We start from the raw sequence: 25,667 nt of genomic DNA on the forward strand, positions 1-25,667 counted from the left end.
CAGGAGAACCGGTGAAATGTATCAAACCGTATATCGGTCCGGCAGAGCCGAAAACAGAACGCCGGAAAGCCGGCGGCCGTTATCATCGCAACGTCAGTTCCAACGCAAGCCCACCGCCGTCTCGATTATAAAGCCTCACCTTGCCGCCAAGGGCCGTGGCCAGCTGCTGGGCGATCGCAAGCCCCAGTCCTGTGCCGCCGGTCTCGCGGTTACGCGATTGTTCTAGCCGCACAAAAGGCTGCATGGCGGCCTCCAGCATCTTCTCAGGTATACCCGGTCCTCTATCGAGGATCATCAGGACCGTTTCGCCATTTTGCTTCCGCTCGACACTCAGCTCCGCCGCGCCGGAAAACTTGATCGCATTGTCGATGGCGTTTGTCAGGATACGTCGCAGCGCATGCGGCTTCGTCGTGATCGTGCCCCTTACGGGGCCGATCACCGTCACGGCCTTGCCCGTATCCTGATAATCATAGGCAATGCTGTCGATAAAGGAGGCGAGATCGATACGCGACGTCTTTTCGCCATTGCCATGCGAACTTCGCGCATAGGCGATGCCGTCCTTCACCAGCATTTCGATCTCGCGCAGGTCGCTGACCAGCTTGTCGCGATCCGGGCTTTCGTCCGCCATGTCAATGCGCAGCCGCATACGGGCGATCGGTGTCTGGAGATCGTGGGAGATGGCCGCAAGGATCTGCACCCGTTCCTCAAGATGATGCGCGATCCGGTCTCGCATGGCGTTGAACGCCCGCGCCGCATGGGCCACCTCACGGGGACCGGTCTCGCTGATCGGCTGGTCCTTGCCATTCGGATCGAGCGCATCGGCGGCAGCGGCGAGATCGCCAAGCGGCCGGAATGCCTGACGCACGACAAGCCAGGTGCAGAGGACGAGCAACACCATCTGCACGGCAAAGACATATGGCAGCCAGCTGGCCAGCGGCATGACACCCCGCGGTGTCACGTCGATCGTCAGCGGGGAACCGTCAGAAAGCGTCAGATGTCCTTGCAGCCTGCGATTTTCACCAGGAATGGCTTCCACCGTCAGCGGGAATTTTTGACCCGCGGCGTCCTCGATCCGCGCGGCGATCTCGGCTCCGCGCCCCGACATGTCAGGGACGCCCGGAACTCCTGTTCCAAGCTCCAGCCGATAGTTTCCGCGGCTGAGGCGATCGAGCCATGCCGGACGTTCTGCTGCCGGCAGCCGGTCAATCACCGCGATCGAGGTTGCAAGGTCGCTTTCGAGCGTACCAAGCATCACGGCCTTCGCAGATGTATAGCGCTCGAAAAACAGAATGCTGAAGGAAAGGCCGTAGGCAATCGCAAGGCCTGAAAAGAGGATGAGAAACAGGCGCGCGCGAAGGGTGCCCGGCCAGAAAGCGAAATGCCGGCCCGCTTTGTTCGCCGCCGGCTCTGTCATGTCCTGGCCTCCGAAATTTCCACCGGCACCGCGAAGACGTAACCTTCCGCACGCACCGTTTTGATATAGGTCGGCTCGCGCGCGTCGTCGCCCAGCCGCTGGCGCACGCGGCTGACGAGAAGATCGATCGAGCGGTCGAACAGTTCCGCATCGCGGCCCTGCGTCAAGTTCAAGAGCTGGTCGCGGTTGAGAACACGCTGCGGGTGGTCAATGAAGACGCGCAGGAGCCGATATTCGGCGCCGCTGAGCGTAATCTCCGTGCCCTCGGGATCAAGCAGATGCCGGCCGACGGTATCGAGGCGCCATGTTCCGAAGGTCAGGATCTGGCCTGCCTCGCTGATCTGCAGGTTTGGCGGCAGCATTCTCGTGCGGCGAAGAACGGCCTTGATGCGGGCAAGAAGCTCGCGCGCCGCAAAGGGTTTCGGGAGATAGTCGTCCGCGCCCATTTCCAGCCCGATGACACGATCCATCTCGTCGTCCCGCGCGGTGAGCATCAAAACCGGCGTCGCCTTGTGCCTACCGGCACGCAGTTCCCGGCAGAGAACCAGCCCGTCATCGCCGGGCATCATTATGTCGAGAACGACCAAATCCACGACATTGGCATCGAGGAAGCTGCGCATCTGCCGACCATCAGCGGCGACGCCGGTGCGCAGGCCGTTCTTCTTCAGATAGCTCGACACCAGTTCACGGATCTCGCGATCGTCGTCGACGATCAGGATATGGTCGATATGCTCCATCTCGGGTTCTCGCATCCTCTGTCTTTGCTGCGTGTCGAGGAATTCCCATTTAGCCCCGGATGCGGCCTCCGCGAAGCCGGGAAATGCCCTGTGGCGTCCTGTTGCATCCGGAAATTCGCCGCGGCTAGAATTTCGCGACGTCGAGCACCGCCCGGGCGAATTCCACTGGTGCTTCCTGCGGCAGATTGTGACCGATGCCACCGCCGATCGTGCGATGTTCGTAACGTCCCGAAAACCTTGCTGCATAGGCAGACGGATCCGGATGCGGCGCGCCATTGGCGTCCCCCTCCATCGTAATGGTGGGAATGGTTACCACGGGTGCCTTGGCAAGACGCGCTTCGTAGGCATCGTATGTCGCTTCGCCCGCAACCAGCCCGAGCCTCCACCGATAATTGTGAATGGTGATGTCGACATGGTCGGGATTGTCGAGGGCGGCGGCGGAGCGGTTGAAAGTCTCGTCATCGAATTTCCAGGTCGGCGATGCCGTCTGCCAGATGAGCCGCGCAAAATCATGGGTATGCGCGGCGTAACCGGCACGGCCACGTTCGGTGGCGAAATAGAATTGATACCACCAAGCAAGTTCGGCCTTGGGCGCAAGCGGAGCGCGATTGGCTTCCTGGCTGCCGATCAGATAGCCGCTGACGGACACAAGCGCCTTGAAGCGCTGCGGCCAGAGCACGGCCATGATATCCGCCGTCCTTGCACCCCAGTCATAACCGGCAACGATCGCAGTTTCGATCTTGAGCGCGTCCATCAGCGCGATCATGTCGACCGCAAGGGCTGCCTGCTGGCCATTGCGCGGTGTTTCGGACGAGAGAAACCGTGTCGTGCCATAACCGCGCAGATAGGGAATGATGACCCGATACCCGGCATCGGCAAGGATCGGCGCAACATCGACATAGCTGTAGATATCATATGGCCATCCGTGCAGGAGCAGGACGACGGGACCATTTGCCGGGCCGTCCTCTGCATACCCGATATTGAGGACACCGGCATCGACCTGCTTCAGGGCGGCAAATTTCGTATGGCCGCCCAGCCTGCCTTGCGAATTGCCGGATGACCCGGCTGCGGCGGATTGAGCATTGGCCAGCGACGTGGCACCGAGCTCGACGGCTGCGACGGTCATGGCTGCCAGGCCAAAGAAGCGGCGGCGTTGAAGCTGAAACATATCGGACATGGGTTTTCTCCGGTTCGCGTTGATGACGATCCCCAAGAAACAGCTTGTATGTATTGTCGATATGTCCTGCGACCTGCTCAACTGCAAGCAAGTGTAGCGGCACGCCGCCGAGATACAATTCGATACAAAAACCTCGCTTCACCTGCGCGAAAAGACGACGAGATGGCCGGTCCCGCCCGCCTGATTGTTTCATATTATGGCGGCGCGGGCGCTACCTACACTCCGATACATTTCTCCCTGAAGCCGGACACATCCGAGATACCCGCGTGCGCGCAGATTGGCGCAGTTGCCGACGACGCCCGTGTCGGCTTCACCAACACTCATCGGGCTTCAGAGGACACGACCATGACGCTTCTCGTCATTGCCTATCTCGGAGGGGCGCTCACCATCCTGAGCTCTTGCATCCTGCCGATCCTTCCCTTCATTTTTGCTCGTGCGGGACAGCCGTTCCTGCGCAGCACGCTACCCATGCTGACAGGCATGGCCGCGACATTCTCGCTCGTTGCGACACTCGCTGCGATCGGCGGCGGCTGGGCCATCGAGGCGCATGAATTCGGCCGGCTTGCCGCGCTGCTGCTGCTTGCACTGTTCGGCCTCGGCCTCATCTCTCCCCGCATCGCCACGATCCTGAGCCAGCCTGTGGTCGGGCTAGGCAACCGGCTGATGAATGTTGCCGGAAAGCCGGGCAGCGTTGCAACCGCCGCGGGCTCTCTCCTTCTAGGCATTGCCACCGGTCTCCTCTGGGCGCCCTGCGCCGGGCCGATCCTCGGCCTCGTGTTGACCGGTGCCGCCCTGCAGGGCGCCAATCTCGAAACGACGGTTCTCCTCAGCGCCTATGCCGCAGGCGCAGCCACATCGCTTGCCCTCGCCCTTTTTGCAGGTGGGCGCTTCTTTGCTGTCTTGAAACGGTCCCTGGGTGTCGGCGAGCGTATTCGTCAGCTCCTCGGCGCAGCCGTCATTGCAGGCGTCGGCGTCATCGCGCTCGGCCTCGACACCGGCCTTCTCGCCAAGCTCTCCTATGCCAGCACGTCCTCCTTCGAACAGGCGGTTCTCGATCATCTCCACACCCGGCCAGGCGAAGGCGGCATGGAGGTGGTAAGTAAGGAGAATTCCGTGCTCGCCAGCAACGGCAAACCGTTTCATTCAGACCTTCTCGTCGAAGGACGCGCACCGTCACTGGGGGTGCCGTCGAATGGCTGAATTCGCCGTCGCTTTCTGCGGAAGCTCTGAAGGGCAAGGTCGTGCTCGTCGATTTCTGGACCTATTCCTGTATCAACTGCATCCGCACCATTCCCTATGTCCGCGCCTGGGCCGAAAAATACAGAGATCAGGGGCTGGTCGTGATCGGCGTGCACGCGCCAGAATTCGCCTTCGAGAAGAAGATCGACAATGTCAAAAAGGCAATCTCCGACTTCAAGATCGGCTATCCCGTCGCCATCGACAACGACTTCAGGATCTGGCGTGCCTTCAACAACAGTTACTGGCCTGCCAGCTATCTGATCGATGTCAAGGGCAATATCCGCTACCACCATTTTGGCGAAGGCAATTACGGCCGGACCGAGCAGACAATACAGAACCTGTTGCGAGAAGCCGGCAGCGACGTGGCCACCACCGCGCCCGTCAAGCCCGAGGCGAAAGGCGCAGAAGCGAGCGCCGACCTGAAAGATGTCCGCTCGCGCGAGTCCTATATCGGTTATCGGCAGGCCACCGGCTTTGCCTCGAACGAAGGCCTTCGTCCCGGCTCCTCCAACACCTATTCGATCGACAAGCCAAGTCTTAACGAGTGGGGTCTCTCCGGCAGCTGGACTGTCGGCGCGGAAGAAGCGACCCTCGACAAGAGCGACGGCGCCATCACCTACCGGTTCAGCGCCCGCGACCTGCATCTCGTATTGGGGCCGGATGGCTCGGGAAAACCGGTCCGTTTCCAGGTGACGATCGACGGTCATGCACCCGGCGCCGACCACGGCACGGATACCGATGCCGACGGCAATGGCACGGTCACATCCACTCGCCTCTACCAGCTTGTCCGTCAGTCCGGCGGCGTCACGCCCAGAACCTTCACCATCCGCTTCCTCGATCCGGGCGTGCAGGCCTACGCCTTCACCTTCGGCTGAACCCCTGCCCCACCTATCCAGACAATAACGGATCACGACATGAATCGCCGTTTCATTTCCATCGCAGCCATCGCATTTGCCACCAGCGTCATCGCCTTCGCCGCACAGGCGGCGGAGGCAAAGAACATCGTCATCGTGCATGGCGCGCTTGCCGATGGCTCCGGCTGGCGCAAGGCAACCGAGATCCTCGTCGACCGCGGCTTCAACGTCACCACCGTGCAGGAGCCGATCACCTTTCTCGCTGAGGATGTCGCCGCCACCAACCGCGTGCTGGATCTACAGGACGGACCGTCGCTACTCGTCGGCCACAGCTATGGCGGCATGGTCATCACCGAGGCGGGCAACAATCCACATGTTGCAGGCCTCGTGTATGTGGCGGCCTTCCAGCCCGAAATGGGGGAAAGCCTGTTCGATCTGGCAAGCTCCAAGCCCGCCGGCGGAATGAACATCCGCGAAACGAAGGACGGGCAATATCTCCACCTGGACCCCGCTGCATTCGCGGGTGACTTTGCCGGCGACCTTCCGAAGAAGGACGCTGATTTTCTGGCGAGATCGCAGGTCTTTGCCGCCAAGCAGGCTTTCGCGGCGAAGATCAGCGAGCCGGCCTGGAAGACGCGCAAGAGCTGGACGGTCGTCGCCACCCATGACCGTTCGATCAATCCGGATCTGGAACGCGACATGGCCAAGCGTGCGGGCAGCGACGTGACCGAGATTGCGGCAAGCCACGCCGTTTTCATTTCCCAGCCCGAAAAGGTCGCTGATGTGATCCAAAAGGCGGCGAAAGCCCTGTCACACTAAGCCCCGCAGATCTCCATCAAACTAAGCCACGCCTTTTTGGGGCGCGGCTTTTTACGCTCCGAGCGGCGCTCCAAGCTGAAACCGCCGGGTGATTTCGATGGCCTCGAGGAACGCCTCATCATGGCTGACCACCAGAAGCGCACCATCATAGGCGACCAGCCCCGCCTCCACGGCGGCGATGGAGTCAAGATCGAGGTGATTGGTCGGTTCGTCGAGAATAAGCAGTTGCGGCGGCCTTTCTCCACCGAGGACACAGGCCAGGCCGGCGCGCAACATTTGCCCACCTGACAATTGTCCAACGTGCCTGAGGCTGGCATCGCCACGAAACATGAAACGGGCGAGAGCCGCTCGGCAGGCATTTTCGCCTGATCCGGGATTGAGCCGCATGAAATTGTCCCGGATTGACAGCTGCGGATGCAGCAGGCTGACCTTCTGGTCGAGAAAGGCGTATGGCACCTCGACCCTGACGGACCCTGAAAACGGTGCCAGGCCTCCAGTGATGATGGACAATAGCGTCGTCTTGCCCGTGCCGTTCGCGCCGATGACGGCAAGCCGTTCGGGACCAGTCAAAGTCAGCGAAAGATCGGAGAGGACCGGAGCATCGCGTGCATAACCCGCAGTCACCTTGTCCAGCCGCAGCACCATCCTCGACCCCACAAGACCCGTTGATGGCAGCGAAACCTTGAAGGGATCGAGAACCTCCAGGCGGTCGCGGGCAGCAGACACATCGACCCTCGCCTCTCCCGCCATTCGACTTGCAGCCGCGGCCTTCTCTCCGCCGGTCTGCTCCGCACGCATGGCGCGGCCGCCGACCGAAATTCGCGGTATACCGCCCTCTGCCGCCTTCCTTTTTCCTGCGCCATCGCGGCGGGCCTGCCGCTCCGTCGTCTCCTGTGCCTTGCGCTTTACCTCTCTTAGTCGCTTCTGTGCGTCGGCCAGATCATGCCGGGCAGCGGCAAGTTCAAGAGCCTTGCGTTCCCGGTAATGGCTCCAGTTTCCGCCATAACGGCTGATGCCGAGCGATGTCAGCTCCACGATCGCGTCGACATTTTCCAGAAGCTCCCGATCGTGGCTGACGACGATCGCGCCCTGGCGCCAGCCGGCGAGAAGCTCGATCACCGCCGCCCGCCCGTCCCGATCGAGATTGTTGGTGGGCTCGTCGAGGATCAGGAAATCGGGGGCGTGATAGACCTGGGCAGCCAGCGCGGCACGGGTGCGCTGGCCGCCGGAAAGCTGCGCAAGTGACGTCGACAAAGGAATGGAGAGGCCAAAACGCGCCAGCGCCGCCTCGATATCCGGCTCCAGCATCCAGTCGATATCGGCCAGTTCCTCGAGCGTCGCCGTGCCTGCCTGCGCGCGCTCGAGTAGTGCAAGCGCATGACGGGCGCCGAAGAGATCGGCGACGGTTTCACCTTCCGCGGCCTGTACGCTCTGGCGCAGGATGTGGATGCCCGCGGGCGCCGCCAGGGATCCCGAAGCCGGCGACAAGTCACCTACGATCAAGTTCAGAAGCGTCGTCTTACCGACACCATTGCGGCCAACGAGCCCGGCCCGTTCGTGACCGAAAACGATATTCAGATCGGAGAAAAGCGGACGACTGTCAGGTGTGGACCAAGACAGATTGGAGAGAGTAACGGAATGCGGCATGGACAAGATCTTCCCGTATGGCAAGGCAAAGCGGCGTTGCGATCGGGTTGAAATCCATTGTCGACCATCTGTTGGTGCTGCAGACGGTGGTGATCTAGCGCGTAAAGGCGGTGGGTTCAAGGCATACGACGACGCTAATCCCAGGCAACCTCCCTGACCAGATCGACCAGCGCCCGCAGCTTGGCCGGAATATGGCGCCGGCCGGGATAATAGAGGCAGAGACCCGGATAGGGAGCGATCCAATCATCCAAAACCTCAACCAATGTGCCATCGGCAAGATCCGCGGCGACCTGCCACGCATTGAGATAGGCAAGGCCGGCGCCTTCCCGCGCGGCACGCAGCATCAGGTCGCTCTCGTCAAGCGTCAGCAGGCCCGCAACATCCAGGGTGAAGGCCTCGCCGTGCCGCTCGAATTCCCAGTGGTAGAGAGAGCCGCTCGCCATACGCGCCCGAATGCAATCATGGTTCTTCAGATCGGACGGCACTTTCGGCATACCATGCCGCTCGAAATAGCCGGGAGAGCCGACGATCACGGGGCGAACGGAGCGGCTGATCGGCTGGATGACCATATCTGGCGGCACGGTCTCGCGAATGCGAATGCCGGCATCGAAGCCCTGCGCATTGATATCGACCAGCGCGCCCTCCGTAACGATTTCGACCGCCATTTGCGGATGGCGCCGCCGGTACTCCAGAAGCACCGGATTGAGCACCATGCGCGCCGCACCGACAGAGGTGTTGATCCGCAGCGTGCCGCTCGGCTCGGTGCGATGCTCGTCCGCCAGATCGACCGCCTTGCGGATTGCCGCCAACGCCGGCGCGATCTCGGCCACGAACTGCTCACCGGCGGAGGACAGGACGACGCTGCGTGTGGTCCTGTTGAAAAGCCTCACGCCGATGCGGGCTTCCAGAACCGCGATCTGCTGGCTGAGTGCGGAGGAGGATATGCCCAGTTCACGCGCTGCCGCGCGGAAGCCGCCATGTGTGGCCACAGCAACGACCGCCTCGAGTTCGGCCAGTGTCCCACGCAGCATTGTCCGCCATTCCTTATCAGATCGTCCTTTATTGGCCAGCTTATCAAATCAATGTCGAACCGCCAGATGAAGCGCATCACTTTCAAGGAGACGACGATGCGTATCATCGACAAGATCTATAACACGGCCAGTTCATCACCCCGCATAGCGCGGAGATCGCCGATCTCCACAATCCCTCGACGGAGGAGAAGATCGGCACGGTGCGTCTCGGCGACATCGAGGATGCCCAGGCGGCAATTGCCGCAGCAAAGCGCGCCTTTCCGGCCTTTGCCGGTACAGGCAAGCAGGAGCGTATCGCCATGCTCGAACGCCTGAGCGACGCCGTTGCCGCACGAAATGCGGAACTGACCGAGGCGATGGCGACGGAATATGGCGCCCCGCAATATTTCACCGGCTTTGCCGTCGCTCATGCCGCATCCAGTTTTCGGCACATGGCCGAAGTGCTCAGGGATTACGACTTCAAGCGGCGGATCGGGCGGGCCGAGGTCACGATGCAGCCGATTGGAGTGACGGCTGCGATCACGCCCTGGAACAGCAATTACGGCTTTATCTGCGCGAAACTCGCAACCGCTATCGCAGCCGGCACGACGATCGTCATCAAGCCGAGCGAGATGAGCGCGATCCAGACACAGCTGCTTACAGAGTGCCTGCATGAAGCCGACCTGCCCAAGGGCGTGTTCAACATCGTCAATGGCCGTGGTGAGACTGTCGGAGCGGAATTCAGCCGGCATCCGGATATTGCCAAGGTCACGTTTACCGGCTCGACTGCCGTCGGCAGGCAGGTTCTTCGCGCGGGCGCCGAAACCCTGAAGCGGGTAACGTTGGAGCTCGGTGGCAAGGGACCGAACATTATCCTCGATGACGCGGATCTCGATATCGCCATTCCCACCGCCCTGCGGGTTGGTCTGATGAACAGCGGCCAGGCCTGCATTGCCGGTACCCGCATTCTTGTGTCCGAGACACGAAAGGCCGAAGTGATCGAGAGACTGCGGACTGAGATCGCGACGTTCAAACCGGGCGCACCATCAGACCCGACCGTGATGGTCGGGCCGATGATCAGCCAAAAACAATATGACCGGGTACAGTCCTATATCAGGCTGGGGCTTGATGAAGGCGCAGACCTCATCGCCGGCGGCCCCGGCCGTCCGCAGGGTTTCAGCCAAGGGTGGTTTTCGCAGCCGGCGATCTTCGCCAATGTCACGAACGACATGCGTATCGCTCGCGAGGAGATTTTCGGACCGGTACTGTCTGTCCTGACCTACCAGGACGAGGAGGATGCGATCCGTATCGCCAATGACACGAGCTACGGTCTTCAGGCATATCTGCACGGCACGGACATCGAGCACATGCAAGCGCTTGCTATTCGGCTGGAATGCGGCCGGGTAGTGATCAATGGTGCACCCCACGAGCCAATGGCGCCGTTCGGTGGAATGAAGCAATCTGGTATCGGTCGCGAGTTCGGCCTGTTCGGATTGGAGGCTTTTCTGGAGCCGAAGGCGATATTGGCTTAATTCAGAACCTCAAGGTAGCAGAAGTGACACGCAACTGGCCAAGCCGACCGCAATGTTCCTTCCCGATCGCAACTTGTCGTCGCCAACATCATCGTCTCGCTCTCGATGGGGAACTATGGCCCCACTGTTGTTCCACGTCAGCAAGAACTAGCCAGCGATGCAACTGCTGGATCTTGTGAACTAACTTCTCAAAAAACGGATGGTAATGGATGAAGAAATGGAATTTCCGAATACGAGTACCGTCCGGATCACACCAGAAATCTTGTCACTGATTGCCGAATTCGACGAGTTCAAAGGTGCGTGGCGCGCGATCGGCCGCATTGCACCTGAGCGATTGTCCAGCCTTCGTCGGGTCGCCACGATCGAGAGCGTCGACGTCATGATCGAGCGAGCGGTTCCTTACCGAATAAGCTCTTGCCAGCAGAGGCACTGATGGTTGATGTCGCGAACCGACAGCTAATTTTCGAAAAGCTTCAGAGTGACGAGAACGCGTGTAAAAGCCACTAGTTAGCTCGCCACCGGAAGCCGCGTCGTCGCACGATTGATATAATCGACCAAGGCACGGGCGGCCGTAAATGATTTCACGGCTTCCTCTACCAGGCTGGAAGACATCAGCATCTCGTCTGAGATACTGCGACATGCGCCAAAGTTCCTGAGGTTGAAGAAATCGAGCGCATCATGGTTTTTCACATAACCCTTGCCGCTGGCATCATGCCCGCCAGTCAGACCGTTCGGGAAATATTTCTGAAACAGCGGACCTTCAACGATACCTCTCCATTTACCGGTATGGCTCACGATCGTCTGCCGTAAAATGCGAGCAAGACGCGGGGCTGGAAGCAATGCGCCCCCTCCGCTATACGAACGCGAGGGCGAGATCTGCATGAAGTAAGTTGCAGCAGCATTTTTCGATGGTGACACACGCAAAGTGATCGACCCCACACCTTTCGATATTAGCACTCTTGCCAAACATTTTCGCGGGTCAGGGTTAGCTTCTGCGATACGAGGATCTATCGATCCGGCATCTGCGATCAGCTTCAATGTGAACTCCGTGAGATCGCAGCGAGCGCAATCAAATTGGACTTTGTTGTCGGTTAGCCATTCAGCGTCATGATCGCCGGAGGCCGTCGAAAGAAATTCTATAGTCGACTGATCGATCATTCGTCGTTCCATTGCCAGCGGATAGCATCACGGGTCGAGAAATCTTTGGAACATAAAAAGAACGAAAATATGTCCGGCTGCAGCTGTCAGGAGCCCGGAACAGATTTCAATGCGCTCAGCACGGACGCGCCGCTCACGACATGTTTCTAGTTCATGGTCTAGGTGCCGGTCGGAGACAAGACAGTCGCGGCAATGCAATCCTTTAGACCCAGGCGCAGATGAGCCTCGCTAGGCCAGAGAAGTAGAACGAGCATCCCGTCGCTCGTTGGGCAACCTGATGCGTTTCCACCGCGCACGGCGAAAGTGGGAAACAGCAGCAGCAGGAGCCCATATGACCGATCGCCTTACCATGCAGGATCCCCGCAACCAGTATCCAAAGCCCCCTTCCCGAAACAGCCTTAGCCGGTCCCAGGCATCGCAGGTCAGATGGAACCGAAGGCGGACCATGACGAGACGAGTTACAGAGGCTCCGGCAAGCTCGTCGGCAGAAAGGCGCTGATCACAGGCGGCGACAGCGGGATCGGACGCGCAGCGGCGATCGCGTATGCACATGAAGGTGCCGACGTCGCTATCTCCTACCTAGAGAACGAGGAGGCTGACGCTCGCGAGGTCATCAATCTTATCGAGGCGGAGGAACAAAAGGCTGTCGCCCTTCCCGGCGATATCAAGGATGAGGAGTGGTGCAGGAAACTGGTCGAAGAGGCTGTATCCTCGCTTGGAGGGTTGGATATTCTTGTTATCAATGCCGGACGTCAGCAGTTCCGCGAGGATGTTTCGAATGTCTCGTCCGAAGACTTCGACAAGACCCTCAAGACCAACCTCTATGCGATGCACTGGATCACGCAAGCGGCGGTAAAGCATCTGCCTGCAGGCGCCTCCGTCATCACCACAGCCTCCGTGCAGGCCTTTGATCCATCTGCAATCCTTCTCGATCACGCGACAACGAAGGCTGGCATCGTCGCTTATACGAAGGCGCTGGCGGCCCAACTCATCGAAAAGGGCATCCGGGCGAATGTCGTCGCCCCTGGTCCGTTCTGGACTGTGCTTCAATCTTCCGGTGGCCAGCCACAGGAGAAAGTCATGAAGTTCGGCGAACAGAGCAAGTTTGGCCGGCCGGGACAGCCCGTCGAGATTGCTCCGATCTACGTCCTCTTGGCCAGCCAGGAGGAAGCTACATCACGGGAGAAGTTTACGGAGTGACGGGTGGAGCCGGCATCGCCTGAACTGAAGGTGGAGGCGGTTCTTGCCGTCTCCATCCTACACTTTAGAGATCGGAAGCAGAAGACATCCAGACCGCTTAATGCAAGCTTAGGCGACGCTCTTTCTGCGTCTCTCGAGCCGATTGATCCCATAGGAGTTGCGTAGTCAAACAGGAGGATGCGATGAAGGTTAAATACATACGCGTAGTGCACGGAGGCGCCGGCAACTGGATTGTCGACTTCATCGGTGATGATGACGAGGCTGTTTCGGTGAAGGTCAATGACGACGCCGTCACAAGCAAGGACGAGGTCGTCGCGCATGCCAAGCAGATCATGGTCGAGTTGACTGCGTTTGGGACCCGTGGAAGCGGGACAGGCGTTAACAGTTACGACATTCTGAGCAATGGTAACTTCGATCTCGATGGCCCACCAAGCGGCCCTCGCCACTGAACGCGCAGGCAGCAGCTATCCAGCGCTTGCCCTCTTTTATATTGTTTGCCTAATATTCACGCGGCGACAGGAACTTGCACCGTCGAACGACGTTCTCTTGCGGCAAATCTGTAGGGAGTTGAACAAATGTCTGGTCCAAACGCACGATGGAATGAGCCTGTGGAGCTTGCCTCCCCGTCAGGCTCACTCAAGGTCAGCGGTCCATTCGAGGCACTCGCGCACATGACGGAGAACTGGCCTGCTGCGCAGGGACTTGATTTCGTACGCGCGCGCAGTGCTTGCCGCGGCGCGATCGCGGGTCACAGGACTGTCGATGAGGCGCGTATCGCCTTCGAAGCGGCTGCCAGCGAGGCACGCAAGCAGTTCGATCTGCGTCGACATTGACCGCAAGGAGGGCATTGGGCGCGATTGCATGCTCGTCCGCCTCACCTATCGGCGCCCGGCCAATCGTTGGCGGCTTCATCGGCAAATTTATCGCTAAGCGCGATGGAGACGAGAGCGCTGAGCTTGCTCATTGCGCCTCTAGTTCAACGAATGGTCGGGCCGGGATAGCCCAGATGGGCGGTGTGGAATTTAGAGAAAAGCTCAATTCCTGTGGCGGCTAGATCCTCTGCGACAGATAGCTCGGACTGAGCAAGATCTTCCGCAAACGTCAGATTAGCGGATCCAAATGTGAGCATCGTCTCTTCGAGCAGCTCTTAACCTTTTTCCGTGGCGATGCAGGGTTATGAGGTGCAGACGGCGTGGTGCGAACACTCTTAGCGAACCCCAGCACCGAAACTTTCTCTAGAGTGTATGGAACAATCGGGCTGCAAGTGCGTTGCGGGGCCTGATGTGATACATTATCTCGAAAAGGACGGCATTTCGAATGTTGCAAGCGAACCCGGAATACGGGAAAATCATCCGTATTCCCAGAAGCGCTGGCCTAAGGTATGTACCGCTCGTCGGTACAGCGCGACGTTCATTTGTTTTTGCTAAAGCCACCGAGTTATTTCCCATCGGCGCCAGTCGACACGCGTGCGCTTTCTGTATCAACTGGCCCACCAGGAATCAGGCTCAATAACCCGCTGATCGGTAATATTTCCTTTCATTCGAGAAATTTATGACAATCTACGCCGTCGCGCCCTCCAAGCGAACCCTTGGTCTCGACCCTTCGGTCGCCTTCAGTCTGGCCAGTGCACTGGCGTTCTTCCTCATCAGTGCCGCGGTCTCCTGGTATAATGTCCAGACACTGCGCTCGAACAACGAGCGGGTCGTCCACTCCCATGAAGTGATTGTCGGGCTCTCGGATCTGCTTTCGCTTGTCCAGGACGCCGAAACCGGCCAGCGCGGGTTTCTGTTGACCGACAGCGAACGTTACCTCGAGCCCTATAATGCGGCGATCAATGCGATCCCGAGACGTCTCGAGACGATCGCGGGCATGATCAGCGACAACCGTTCGCAGCAGCAGCGGCTGGCGGCCCTCAGGTCCCGTGTCGACGCAAAGCTTGCTGAACTGCGCAGCACCATCGATCTGCGGCGCACACAGGACGCCGACGCAGCTCTCGCGGTCGTCAATTCCGACCGGGGAAAAGTTGAGATGGACGCCGTGCGCGCGCAGCTGACGGCCATGAGGCAGGAAGAAGCCCGCCTCCGCACGCAGCGGCTCTCAGAAATGGAAAGCGCCTACACGACGGCCTTCGCCAGCAGCATTCTGGCCGGTATTCTGGGTATCCTGCTCACAATCGCGATCGGCGTACTAATGCGCCAGGCGACGCTTTCGCGCCGCAAGCAGGATTGGCTTCAATCCGGCGAGGTCAGCCTCAACGCCGCCGTCACCGGCGATCGGCGTACCGAGGACCTTGGCGACAGCATTCTGGAATTCCTGGCCCGATATACGGGTGCCGTTGCGGGCGCGATCTTCGTCAAGGATGAAGACGATTTCCAGCGCAGCTCGACCTGGGGCGTTCCCGACAACGCAAGCGTGCCGGCGCGCTTCAAGCCGAGGAGGGCCTGCTGGGCCAGGCCGTCTCCGGCGGCAAGCCAATTCTCGTGGCCGACGTGCCGGATGGCTATCTCACCTTCGGCTCGGCTCTCGGCAACGACAAGCCGAGACATTTGCTGATTTCGCCCGGAAGCGTCGACGGCGCGGTGAATTCGGTCATCGAACTCGGCTTCCTGCGTCCTATCGGTGAGGAAATCCTGACCCTCCTTGACCAGGCTTCCGCATCAATCGCCACCGCCGTCCGCTCGGCAAAGTATCGCAGCGATCTGCAGAACCTGTTGCGCGAAACCCAGCGGCAAGCGGAGGAATTGCAGGTTCAGGGCGAGGAATTGCGGGTTTCCAACGAAGAGCTGGAAGAACAGGGCCGGGCGCTGAAGGAATCGCAGGCCAGGCTGGAACAGCAGCAGGTGGAACTCGAGCAGACCAATTCCCAGCTCGAAGAACAGGCCCAGCAGCTGGAAGGTCAGCGCGACGATCTCGAAAAGATCAATGCCTCAGTTCAGCTGAAGGCGCGCGAACTAGAACAGGCGAGCCGTTACAAGTCGGATTTCCTCGCCAATATGTCGCATGAGCTGCGCACGCCGCTCAACTCCTCGCTGATCCTGGCCAAGCTTCTCGCCGACAATCCGGACGACAACTTGACCCAGGAACAGGTCAAATACGCGCAGACCATCCAGTCCTCCGGCAATGACCTGCTGAACCTGATCAACGACATCCTCGATCTGTCGAAGATCGAAGCCGGTCATGTGGATATCACCTCGGAGCCGGTTTCCCTCGAAAGGATGACGGGAAGTATCCGGCAGCTGTTCGATCCCGTGGCCAGGTCGAAGGACCTCGGCTTCGACATCGAAATAGCCCCGGAGGCACCTGCGGTTATCGAAACCGATCCGCAACGGCTTGAGCAGGTGATCAAGAACCTGCTGTCGAACGCCTTCAAGTTCACCGAAAAAGGCAAGGTCACCCTGGCTCTTCGCAGCGCCGGCGACGGACAACTGGCACTGGCCGTATCGGATACGGGCATCGGGATTGCCGAGGAGCAGCAGAACAGCATTTTCGAAGCCTTCCATCAGGCAGATGGAACTATCAGCCGCCGCTTCGGCGGCACGGGATTGGGATTGTCGATTTCCAGAGAGCTTGTCCGGTTGCTCGGCGGCACGATCCACCTGACCAGCCTTCAAGGCCAGGGAAGCACGTTCACCGTCATCGTGCCCGTATCCTATGACCCTTCCCGGGTCCTGTCCCGGGATATTCGGACCGCGGAAACAATGGCCGCACCACGGCTTGTTGTCGAGGAGCAAGCCCATCCAGCATCAGCCGCCATGAGATCGTCGAGGACGACCGGGCAGTGCCGAGCGACGGCAGGCGTACCCTGCTGATAATCGAAGACGACGATACTTTTTCGGCGATTCTGCGTGACCTCGCGCGAGAAATGGGTTTCCGGGCGCTTGTTGCGGGCACGGCCCATGACGCGCTGGACCTTGCAAGGCAGCATATGCCAAGCGCGATCGTCCTCGACATCGGGCTGCCAGATCAGTCGGGACTGTCGGTGCTCGACAGGCTCAAGCGCGACGTGCGCACACGCCATATCCCGATCCACATCGTCTCCGCCGACGACTACACCGAGACCGCGCTGTCGCTTGGCGCCGTCGGCTATGTCATGAAACCGGTTCAGCGCGAACAGCTCGTCGAGGTTCTGCAGAAACTGGACGCCAAGCTGTCGCAAGGTGTCCACCGCGTCCTGATCGTCGAGGACAACGAGGTGCAGCGACAGGCGGTGGCGAAACTGCTCACCTCCCATGATGTCGAGACGATCGGGGCGGGCACAGCCGCCGAATGCCTGACGCTTCTGAAAGAGCAGACGTTCGACTGCATGGTGCTCGACCTCTCCCTGCCGGACGCGTCCGGCTACCAGCTTCTGGAAACGATCAGCGCCGACAGCAGCCATTCCTTCCCGCCGGTGATCGTCTATACCGGCCGGGTACTGTCGGCGGACGAAGAGCAGCGACTGCGCCGCTACTCAAAGTCCATCATCATCAAGGGTGCGAAATCACCGGAGCGGCTCTTGGACGAGGTTTCTCTGTTCCTGCATCAGGTGGTTTCGGATCTGCCCGATGAGCAGCAGAAGATGATCCGCAAGGCGCGCAGCAGGGATGCGTTGCTGGAGGGCCGGCGGATCCTGATCGTCGAAGACGATGTTCGCAACGTGTATGCCTTGACCAACATTCTCGAACCGCGCGGAGCGGTCATAGAGATCGCCCGCAACGGCCAGGAGGCGCTCGACAAGCTTGGCCAGTCGCAGGGCGATGCGGCCAAGGCCATCGATCTCGTCCTGATGGATGTGATGATGCCGGTCATGGACGGACTGACGGCCACCCGCACGATTCTGAATTAATCCTGACTGGAAGAAGCTGCCGATCATCACGCTGACGGCCAAGGCGATGCCTGACGACCAGCAGCGCTGCATCGAGGCCGGCGCCAATGATTACATGGCCAAGCCCCTCGATGTGGAAAAGCTGCTCTCTCTCGTACGTGTGTGGATGCCGCGGTGATCGAGACCTTCGAAAAAGTCGAGGACATTGAAATACGGCTTCTGTTGGAGGCGCTTTATGTCCGCTACCACTATGACTTCCGCAACTATGCGATGGGGTCGATCAAGCGTCGGTTGAGGCAGGCCCGTGATCAGATGGGCTTTGAGACGATCTCGGCGCTGCAGGAGCGTGTGCTGCATGATGAGACGATGCTTCCGCGTCTGCTTGGCTATCTTACGGTTCAGGTCAGCGAGATGTTTCGGGACCCCGGCTATTTTCGCGCCATCCGCGAAAATGTCGTTCCCCACCTGAGAACCTATCCGTCGCTCAAGATCTGGATTGCCGGCTGCAGCTGCGGTGAGGAGGTCTATTCGTTGGCTATCCTGTTTCGCGAGGAAGGGCTTGAAGACCGAACCATCTTCTACGCCACCGACATCAACCAGGATGCTCTGCGGATGGCCGAAGCCGGCGTCTATGACCTCGACCGGATCCAGCTGTTCACCGAGAACCACCGCAAGTCGGGCGGCAAGTCCTCACTCTCCGACTATTACAGTGCCGGTTATGGCCGGGTCTCGTTTGACCGGACGCTGCGCGAGCGCGTCGTCTTTTCCGACCATAGCCTCGTCACCGATGCGGTGTTCGGCGAGATGCACCTGATTTCCTGCCGCAATGTGATGATCTATTTCGACCGGCCGCTGCAAGACCGTGCGGTCGGCCTGTTCAAGGATTCCCTGGCGCGCAAGGGCTTTTTGGGAATCGGCGCAAAGGAAAGCCTTCGCTTCTCGGCGCATAGCGAAGAGTTCAGGGAATTCGTGCGCGAGGAAAAGATCTATCAGAGGGTGAGCAGATGAGCGCTGCCAGCCCTAGGGCAATCGTCGTTGGCGCTTCGGCCGGAGCATTGGAGGCGCTCACCGCCATCCTGCCGGATTTGCCCGGCGATTTTCCGTTGCCGATCATTATCGTCGTGCATATCCCGCCCGACAAGCGCAGTGTTCTTGCCGAACTGTTCCGTGCGAAATGTCGGATCGAGGTGGTCGAAGTCGAGGACAAGGAGCCCTTGCGACCGGCAACCGCCTATTTCGCGCCGCCGGATTATCATCTCCTGGTCGAGGATTTTGAAACGCTGGGCCTCACCAACGAGGAACCGGTCCTTTTTTCCAGGCCTTCGATCGATGTGTTGTTCGAAAGTGCTGCCGACGTCTATGGTGCGAGTGCCGTCGCCATTTTGCTGACCGGTGCCAATCAGGATGGCGCCACCGGTCTGCTCGCGATCGCTGAGGCCGGCGGACACGTGATCGTCCAAGACCCCGAAACTGCTTTTGCCGCCGCCATGCCCGAGGCAGGCCTGGCGCTCTGCCCCGATGCGACAGTCATGTCGCTTGACGGCATATCAGAATATTTAAGGAGGATCGGCTGAAATGAGCCAGGTTTCGTTTCTATTGGTCGATGACCTTGAAGAAAACTTGATTTCTCTCGAGGCCCTGCTGCGCCGCGGAGGCCTGAACCTTCTCAAAGCTCGCTCCGGCGACCAGGCATTGGAACTTCTGCTCGAGCATGATGTTGCACTGGCACTGATCGACGTCCAGATGCCGGGCTTGAACGGCTTCGAGCTTGCCGAATTGATGCGTGGAAACGAGCGCACGCGCCGGGTGCCGATCATATTCGTCACGGCCGGCAACACGGCCGACAGCCGGTGGCGGTTCCAGGGTTACGAGGCGGGCGCCGTCGATTTCATTCAAAAGCCGATCGAACCTGATGTCTTGCGCAGCAAGGCCGAGGTGTTCTTCGAGCTCTACCAGCAGCGGCAACAGATCGCCGCCCAGCGTGACGAGCTGCAGCTGCAGGCCGAAGCGTTGAAGGAAGCCGATCGCCGCAAGAACGAGTTCCTGGCGACGCTCGCCCATGAACTGCGCAATCCGCTCGCTCCTCTGCGCAACGGGCTGGATATCCTCAAACGCAACCCGAACGGCGAGAATGCGGGCGAAATTCGCAACATGATGGACCGGCAATTGGTGCATCTGGTCCGGCTGATCGACGACCTTCTCGATGTGTCACGCGTCAGCCAGGGAAAGATCGAACTGCGGAAGTCACCGGTCAGGATTGACGAGATCATCAATTCCGCAACCGAAGCCAGCCGTCCCCTGATCGACGGGGCAAGGCACAGCTTGACGATCGACATGCCGGTCGAGGCCCAATGGGTCGATGGCGACCAGGTCCGCCTGTCGCAGGCCCTGTCGAACCTGTTGAACAATGCCGCCAAATACACGCCGCCGGGCGGGCAGATCGCCCTCACCGCACGCACGGTAGGAGATCAGGTCGTCATCCGGGTAACCGACAACGGGGTCGGGATACCGGAGAACATGCAGGCCAAGGTGTTCCAGCTCTTCACCCAGATCGACGACCATTTGCAGCGCTCCCAGGGTGGGCTCGGCATCGGCCTTGCCCTTGTCCGGCAGCTTGTCGAAATGCACGGCGGCTCGGTGGAAGCCTTTAGTGCGGGGCCGGGATCGGGCAGCCGTTTCACCATCAGTCTTCCCCTGGTGCCCGCATCGAAACCTCCCGAAGAAACAGAGCAGCTGTCGACTGGCATCCCTTCATTCAGACCGCTAAAAGTTCTCGTCGTCGACGACAATCCGATTATCGCCGACACGCTGGGAATGATGCTCGAAGATATCGGTCATGAGTTCGAGGCCGTTCACGACGGTCGCGAGGCCCTCGATGCTGCAAGGCTCTATCATCCGGACGTCATTCTCCTCGATATTGGTCTTCCCGGCATGAATGGCTATGAGGTTTGCCGCGCGTTCCGCAGCGACGCAGAGTTTCTGACCACGCCCATCATTGCGCAGACCGGTTGGGGCCAGGATCGCGACAAGGAGCTAGCGACCGAGGCCGGCTTTGATTTCCATCTGACGAAACCCGTCCCGCTGGAACAGTTACAGAAGGTGTTCTCGACACTTTCAAGTTAGCGGAGGTATTACTTGAAAACCTTTGAAACGACTCGAACCGGCGATCTGCTTTCCAGGTGGTTTGCTTTTTCCCGTCATTCAAGATTTTCGCCAGAGGAATGCGAGCCACAATGGCAGCGCAAGGAACCGGATGCGAGCTGCCTGGGTCGAGCCGAAAAACCTTCGAACGAAAAAGCTGGCCGCGCGAAGAGGTGCGGCAGGCTTCGAGGCGCGCACTCGAGCCTCAAAAAACAGGCAGCGCTCCTGCAGCAACGGGAAGTTTCTGTCGACCCCGTTCACTCTAGCAGGAGGGGTTAAGCGAGCGTCACCGCGCCAGACTTTCGCGTGAATACGCTAACCGCATCAATAACATGGTAGTTAGTCAGTTTCTCGTGCAGTCTTCCTATTTTTGTCTCGCAATGCCATATCTGAAAAAAATGGATATGGGCATGGATCAAGAAATCGAACGACCACTGACTGAGTTTTTCAAGAACTCGTCGATCGCCTTGGCTCTGGCTACAGCGGATTCCGACAACCACCTCGTCTTAGTCAACGAGCAATTCACCAAGTTGACGGGCTACGATAACGCGGGTGTTGTCGGGAAGAACTGCCGCCTTCTGCAGACAAGCCCGCGCGGCCTGCATGCCGAGAACACTGAGGCCAAGGCCAAGATACATGCGTTTCTGAAGCCGGACGGCCCGGCGACAGTTCGTACGCCAATTGTCAACTTCCGAAAGGATGAGCGAGCGTTCGTAAACCTGCTCTTCATGTCAAAGCTCACTGGTGCGGCTGGCAAGATTTCTTACATCTTTGCTTCGCAGTTCGACGTGAGCCGGACGCATCCTGACCTGCTGCAGGCCTATGACGTTGCTTTAGACGATACGCTCTCCAGATTAAAGCCGCTACTTGATGGTCATAATGTTCTCATAGAGGGAACGTTGGCGACCATTGCGAATTCAACGACGACTATCGCTCAGGCAAAGCTGACCCTGGCGGAGCTGGAAACCAGTTCGCCTTATTAGGCTGGCCACCACATTCGGCGGCATAAAGGATTGCACTTGTCACAACGACCGAACTTTGAGGCCGCTGTTCCTGTTGTTGGAATTGGGTCTTCCGCAGGTGGCCTTGAGGCCCTGCGCCAGATGTTTGCGGCGGCCGAGGTGCCGACGGGCCTGGCGTTCGTCGTTGTTCAGCACTTGGACCCCCACCACCAGAGCATGCTTGCAGAACTGCTTGACCGGCACACGCAGTTGTCTGTTCGACAATGCGAAGGTGGAGAGGAAATTGAGGCTGACACGGTCTTCATCATCCCACCGGGGAAAAGCCTGAGCATTGACGATGGTCGACTCGCACTCAAGGACTTTGAAGAGCCGCGCGGCCTACGCCGACCGATCGACGACTTTTTCATATCGCTCGCCAACGATCAAAATGCCAATGCCGCCTGCGTTATCCTGTCTGGAACCGGAGCTGATGGCTCGACAGGGCTGAGGGCTATCAAAGAGAATGGTGGCCTCTGTGTGGTGCAGGAAGCGTCCACTGCCAAATACGACGGGATGCCTGTAGCGGCAACTGGTACCGGCCTCGTCGACTTCGTGCAGCCGCCGGAACAGATCCTCGCCTGCATCGGCGGATTCTTTTTCGCAAAAGTCAAGGGGCTGACAAGACGGAAGCGTCAAAGGTTGCAGACCACGTCGATGATCTGTGCACTGCGCTCCGCAGTGTGGTCGGCCACGATTTTGCAGGCTACAAGCGCTCGACCTTTGTGCGTCGGGTGGAAAGACGCATGCATGTCCTTGGAATAGACAACGGCTTCGACTACCTCAACCGCGTTCAGAAAGATCATAGCGAATGCGATGCGCTGTTTCGCGACCTGTTGATCAACGTGACGCGTTTTTTCCGTGATCGATCTTCGTTCGACGTACTGTCGGAAAACGCCATTAAACCGCTTCTCCAGGAGGGGGCGCATAGCGAGGATGGCGTTCGGGTGTGGGTTCCCGGCTGTTCGAGCGGGGAAGAAGCTTACACGATTGCAATTCTCTTCGCAGAGGCAGCCCGGGAACTGGACCTTCCTTGTAACGTGCAGATTTTCGCTACTGATATAGACGAAAGCATGCTCAAGATCGCGCGAGAGGGTCATACCCGATCGCTGCGCTCGCTGATATCCCGCACGAGCTGCAGGAGCATTATGTCGTTCCTCACAAGGAACGCTTCAATTTTGTCGGGCAGATCAGAGATATGATCCGGTTTTCGGGGCATAGCCTGATCAAGGACCCGCCGTTCTCAAAGCTCGATCTTGTGTCTTGTCGCAATCTCCTTATCTACTTTGATGACAAGCTGCAAAAGACCGTCATGCCCCTTCTTCACTATGCTATTCGGCCGGGCGGTTTTCTTTTCCTCGGCTCGTCGGAAAGCGTCGGTCGTTTCGATAATGTCTTTTCCGTCATTGATCAGAAAGCGCGGCTGTTTGAGCGGCTTCCCGGTTCCCCGACATATCCCATACCGTTGCCCGGGGAGCGGCGTGATATACAGAGACCGAAGGTCACGTCGCCGGCGCCTGACGCTGGCGAGCATGTAGAGCAACTGGCAACAACCCGGCTCATGGAAAGGTATGTTCCGGCCAGTGTCGTATTGGATGACGACGGCCAGATTGTAGCGGCCTACGGCCGTCTTTCACGGTTTTTCGAATTTCCGGTTAGTGGCATCAACGAGGCTAGTGCTGTCACCTTGGCAAGGCCCGGCGTACGCGAGCAGCTTGGTCCACTTCTGCGTCAGGCCAAGACCGCACGCAAGCGCGTCATTGCTAGAAACGTCGAGGTCGTAACGGACTTTGGGACTTTGAGAACTGACATTGTCTGTGACCCGCTCAATGCGGGTTCGCGTCTGGTCGTGTTTCAGGAAATTTCGCAATTCACGCCTCTCGACAGTGGGGATCTGATCGATCTCGAGCCCAACAATGACCACGTTGAGGGTCTTGAGCGCGAGCTTCGTGCGGCAAGGCGCCGTTTACGTTCGGCGACGGAAGAACTCGAAACGGCAAACGAGGAGTTGAAAAGCTCCAACGAAGAAATGATGTCGATGAACGAGGAGCTTCAGTCGACAAACGAAGAACTGACGACCGTAAACGACGAGCTCAAAACAAAAGTCGACGAAGTTACTGTCGCCAATAGCGATTTGCGAAACTTTTTTGAGTCCACCAGTCTCGCTGTCATTGTGCTGGACAAGCACCGTCGCCTTCGCTCCTACACGAAGGCGGCAACGTCCTTGTTCCCGTTACAACCGGCCGATCGAGGACGTCCACTATCCGATGTCGCCAGCCGCCTCCTAAAGTTCGATGTAAACGCCAGGGTAGAAAGCGTCATGGAAGACGGCGTCGAGTATCAGGATACGGTGCTGGATCATGACGGGCAGCGTACGTTCTCGCTGCGGATACTGCCGTACCGGACGATCGATGGCTCGATCGATGGCGCGACAATCGTCCTGACCGACATCTCGCACGCCATCAGCGTCGAAGGCCAGCTCGCAGCGGAGCGTGACCGCCACGACCTTGCGATCGAGGCATCAGGCATCGGCGTGTGGGAGTACCATCCGGATCGAAAGCAGTTCGTGTTTGGCGGACAGGCCGCGGAATTGCTCCGCACCAGCGGCGACAGCCCTTCCCTTCACAGCGTGACTGAAAAGTTCTCAGATTCCGATCGCAAAGCCTTCGATCGCGCGCTCGAGTATGCGGTAGACAAACGCGAGTCGTTTGAGGTCACAATCCGTATCGATGGCGAGGGGCGACAGACTTGGATCAAAAGCTTCGGTCGATATGTCGAAGACAGCGACCCGCCGCGCCTTATCGGTGTGAGCGTTGATGTCACGGCGGAAAACCAATTGTCTGAAGCGCGCGAACTAATGCTCAACGAGATGAACCATCGCGTGAAGAACCTGTTCGCGATGATCGGCGGAATTCTGAGGATTGCCGCGCGCACACACACCACTGCCAAGGCGCTGGTGAACGACGTGGAGAGCCGTGTGCTGGCGCTAGGAGAGGCTCACACGCTGGCGTCCAATCAGCATCGGACCAAGCCCATCGAGCTTGAGGAGTTGATCCACACGATCCTCGCCCCGCATTCGGGTTCCGAAATCGAAATCCATGGTGGACTGTTTCCCATCTCCACGAACTGTATAACGCCCCTTACACTTATTCTGCACGAGTGGGCCACGAACGCTGTGAAGCATGGTGTCCTGGGTAACAGGCCCGGTTCCTTGATCATCACTTGGGAAAGAAACGCCGATAAGACGGTTTTGACTTGGAACGAAAATGGTGAAGACGACGTTGAGGATGCTGGTAAAGCGGGTTTTGGGACCGTCCTGTTATCGACATCGTCGCGGCAACTCGGCGCCACAATCGAAACCAAGATAGCGGGCTCAATCATTTCGCACATTTTGACATTGCCCAATTCGGTGAGACATGACTGCTAAAAAGGTGCTGTTGGTTGAAGACGAGATGTTCGTCGCACTCGATATTCAAATGACTTTGGAAGATGAGGGCTGGCAGGTGTCAGGGCCGTTCGCGACGGCCCGTGAAGCACTAGAGTTTCTTGACGACAACTCAGTACATTGCGCAATCCTCGATGTCCGATTGGCGGACGGAGACGTATTTCCAGTTGCAGACCGTCTCAAGAAAAACGAAATACCCTTCGTGTTCCATTCCGGCCATGCTAACCCGCAGAAGCTTGTAGAACGATATCCCACCTCACTGGTGTGCCAGAAGCCGTGTCATCCTACCGCGTTAGTTTCGAGGCTGGCGTCGTTTGCCGAGAAATGTGACACGTTCGTGGCATGACACCAGCCGATCAGAACAAGCCATTCCGGCAATGGTCATCATAGGCGCGACCAGAGGATGTTTCTTGCTTTGACGAAGGCAGGCTGACTGATCGGGTAGGGTGTCCCGATGGGCTCGCCTAGCGGGACCGACATAATTCTGAGCGG

15 protein-coding genes and 6 pseudogenes are annotated in these 25,667 nt (G+C 58.9%); 15 read left to right on the forward strand and 6 right to left on the reverse strand.

Features of this window, described 5'->3' with window-relative positions:
- Positions 1–82: 82 nt before the first annotated feature.
- The 3 genes from N7E02_RS04085 to N7E02_RS04095 all read right to left on the reverse strand — a co-directional run bounded on the left by N7E02_RS04085 (position 83) and on the right by N7E02_RS04095 (position 3,328).
- Positions 83–1,414 carry a sensor histidine kinase gene (locus N7E02_RS04085; protein ID WP_286578816.1) on the reverse strand — a complete coding sequence of 444 codons (1,332 nt, stop codon included), beginning with the start codon at positions 1,412–1,414 and terminating at the stop codon, positions 83–85.
- A complete protein-coding gene (locus N7E02_RS04090) occupies positions 1,411–2,151 on the reverse strand; it encodes a response regulator (RefSeq protein WP_286578817.1) in 741 nt (246 codons plus the stop codon). The genes N7E02_RS04085 and N7E02_RS04090 overlap by 4 nt, the downstream gene beginning before the upstream one ends.
- A 124-nt stretch (positions 2,152–2,275) precedes the next feature.
- Positions 2,276–3,328, reverse strand: a complete 1,053-nt coding sequence (locus tag N7E02_RS04095) for an alpha/beta fold hydrolase (protein ID WP_286578818.1) — start codon at positions 3,326–3,328, stop codon at positions 2,276–2,278.
- A 345-nt stretch (positions 3,329–3,673) separates the two neighbouring features.
- Here N7E02_RS04095 and N7E02_RS04100 point away from each other — a divergent pair.
- Together N7E02_RS04100 and N7E02_RS04105 are read left to right on the forward strand one after the other, a co-directional pair.
- Positions 3,674–5,442 (forward strand): annotated as a pseudogene (locus tag N7E02_RS04100) (cytochrome c biogenesis protein DipZ).
- A 39-nt stretch (positions 5,443–5,481) separates the two neighbouring features.
- A complete protein-coding gene (locus N7E02_RS04105; RefSeq protein ID WP_286578819.1) occupies positions 5,482–6,240 on the forward strand; it encodes an alpha/beta fold hydrolase in 759 nt (252 codons plus the stop codon).
- 51 nt (positions 6,241–6,291) lie between these two features.
- On the opposite strand, the gene N7E02_RS04110 is transcribed toward N7E02_RS04105, so the two are convergent.
- Both N7E02_RS04110 and N7E02_RS04115 read right to left on the reverse strand, forming a co-directional pair.
- A complete protein-coding gene (locus N7E02_RS04110; RefSeq protein ID WP_286578820.1) occupies positions 6,292–7,887 on the reverse strand; it encodes an ABC-F family ATP-binding cassette domain-containing protein in 1,596 nt (531 codons plus the stop codon).
- 134 nt (positions 7,888–8,021) lie between these two features.
- Positions 8,022–8,918, reverse strand: coding sequence for a LysR family transcriptional regulator (locus N7E02_RS04115; RefSeq protein ID WP_286578821.1), 897 nt, complete (start codon positions 8,916–8,918; stop codon positions 8,022–8,024).
- A gap of 96 nt (positions 8,919–9,014) precedes the next feature.
- On the opposite strand from N7E02_RS04115, the pseudogene N7E02_RS04120 reads away from it, so the two are divergent.
- A pseudogene (locus N7E02_RS04120) lies at positions 9,015–10,429 on the forward strand (aldehyde dehydrogenase family protein).
- A 199-nt stretch (positions 10,430–10,628) separates the two neighbouring features.
- Positions 10,629–10,802: pseudogene (locus tag N7E02_RS04125) on the forward strand (Fic family protein); the annotation flags it as partial.
- A 134-nt stretch (positions 10,803–10,936) separates the two neighbouring features.
- On the opposite strand, the gene N7E02_RS04130 reads toward N7E02_RS04125, so the two are convergent.
- Positions 10,937–11,587, reverse strand: a complete 651-nt coding sequence (locus N7E02_RS04130) for a DUF2461 family protein (protein ID WP_286578822.1) — start codon at positions 11,585–11,587, stop codon at positions 10,937–10,939.
- Between the two features lie 331 nt (positions 11,588–11,918).
- Between N7E02_RS04130 and N7E02_RS04135 the strand changes: the two are divergent.
- The 11 genes and pseudogenes from N7E02_RS04135 to N7E02_RS04190 all read left to right on the forward strand — a co-directional run bounded on the left by N7E02_RS04135 (position 11,919) and on the right by N7E02_RS04190 (position 25,521).
- Positions 11,919–12,810: pseudogene (locus N7E02_RS04135) on the forward strand (SDR family oxidoreductase).
- Between the two features lie 159 nt (positions 12,811–12,969).
- Positions 12,970–13,236, forward strand: coding sequence for a hypothetical protein (locus N7E02_RS04140; RefSeq protein WP_286578823.1), 267 nt, complete (start codon positions 12,970–12,972; stop codon positions 13,234–13,236).
- Between the two features lie 159 nt (positions 13,237–13,395).
- Positions 13,396–13,620: a DUF982 domain-containing protein gene (locus N7E02_RS04145; protein ID WP_286578824.1), complete on the forward strand. Its 225-nt coding sequence runs from the start codon at positions 13,396–13,398 to the stop codon at positions 13,618–13,620.
- A gap of 718 nt (positions 13,621–14,338) precedes the next feature.
- Positions 14,339–17,769: pseudogene (locus tag N7E02_RS04150) on the forward strand (response regulator).
- Positions 17,766–18,599: a CheR family methyltransferase gene (locus N7E02_RS04155; RefSeq protein ID WP_286578825.1), complete on the forward strand. Its 834-nt coding sequence runs from the start codon at positions 17,766–17,768 to the stop codon at positions 18,597–18,599. Before N7E02_RS04150 ends, N7E02_RS04155 begins: the two are co-directional and overlap by 4 nt.
- On the forward strand, positions 18,596–19,165 hold the full coding sequence (locus N7E02_RS04160; protein ID WP_286578826.1) for a chemotaxis protein CheB: 570 nt from the start codon (positions 18,596–18,598) through the stop codon (positions 19,163–19,165). The genes N7E02_RS04155 and N7E02_RS04160 overlap by 4 nt, the downstream gene beginning before the upstream one ends.
- A gap of 1 nt (position 19,166) precedes the next feature.
- Positions 19,167–20,714 (forward strand): response regulator, encoded by a 1,548-nt coding sequence (locus N7E02_RS04165; protein ID WP_286578827.1) that lies wholly within the window; start codon positions 19,167–19,169, stop codon positions 20,712–20,714.
- Between the two features lie 428 nt (positions 20,715–21,142).
- Positions 21,143–21,715: a PAS domain-containing protein gene (locus tag N7E02_RS04170; protein WP_286578828.1), complete on the forward strand. Its 573-nt coding sequence runs from the start codon at positions 21,143–21,145 to the stop codon at positions 21,713–21,715.
- Positions 21,716–21,751: 36 nt separating this feature from the next.
- A complete protein-coding gene (locus N7E02_RS04175) occupies positions 21,752–22,495 on the forward strand; it encodes a chemotaxis protein CheB (RefSeq protein ID WP_286578829.1) in 744 nt (247 codons plus the stop codon).
- Positions 22,395–25,154: pseudogene (locus N7E02_RS29420) on the forward strand (CheR family methyltransferase); the annotation flags it as partial. The gene N7E02_RS04175 and the pseudogene N7E02_RS29420, both read left to right, overlap by 101 nt.
- Positions 25,147–25,521, forward strand: coding sequence for a response regulator (locus N7E02_RS04190; protein ID WP_286578830.1), 375 nt, complete (start codon positions 25,147–25,149; stop codon positions 25,519–25,521). The pseudogene N7E02_RS29420 and the gene N7E02_RS04190, both read left to right, overlap by 8 nt.
- The last annotated feature ends 146 nt before the right edge of the window (positions 25,522–25,667 follow it).

The sequence above is a fragment of the Terrirhizobium terrae genome (assembly GCF_030323265.1).
Classification (GTDB): Bacteria; Pseudomonadota; Alphaproteobacteria; order Rhizobiales; family Rhizobiaceae; genus Neorhizobium.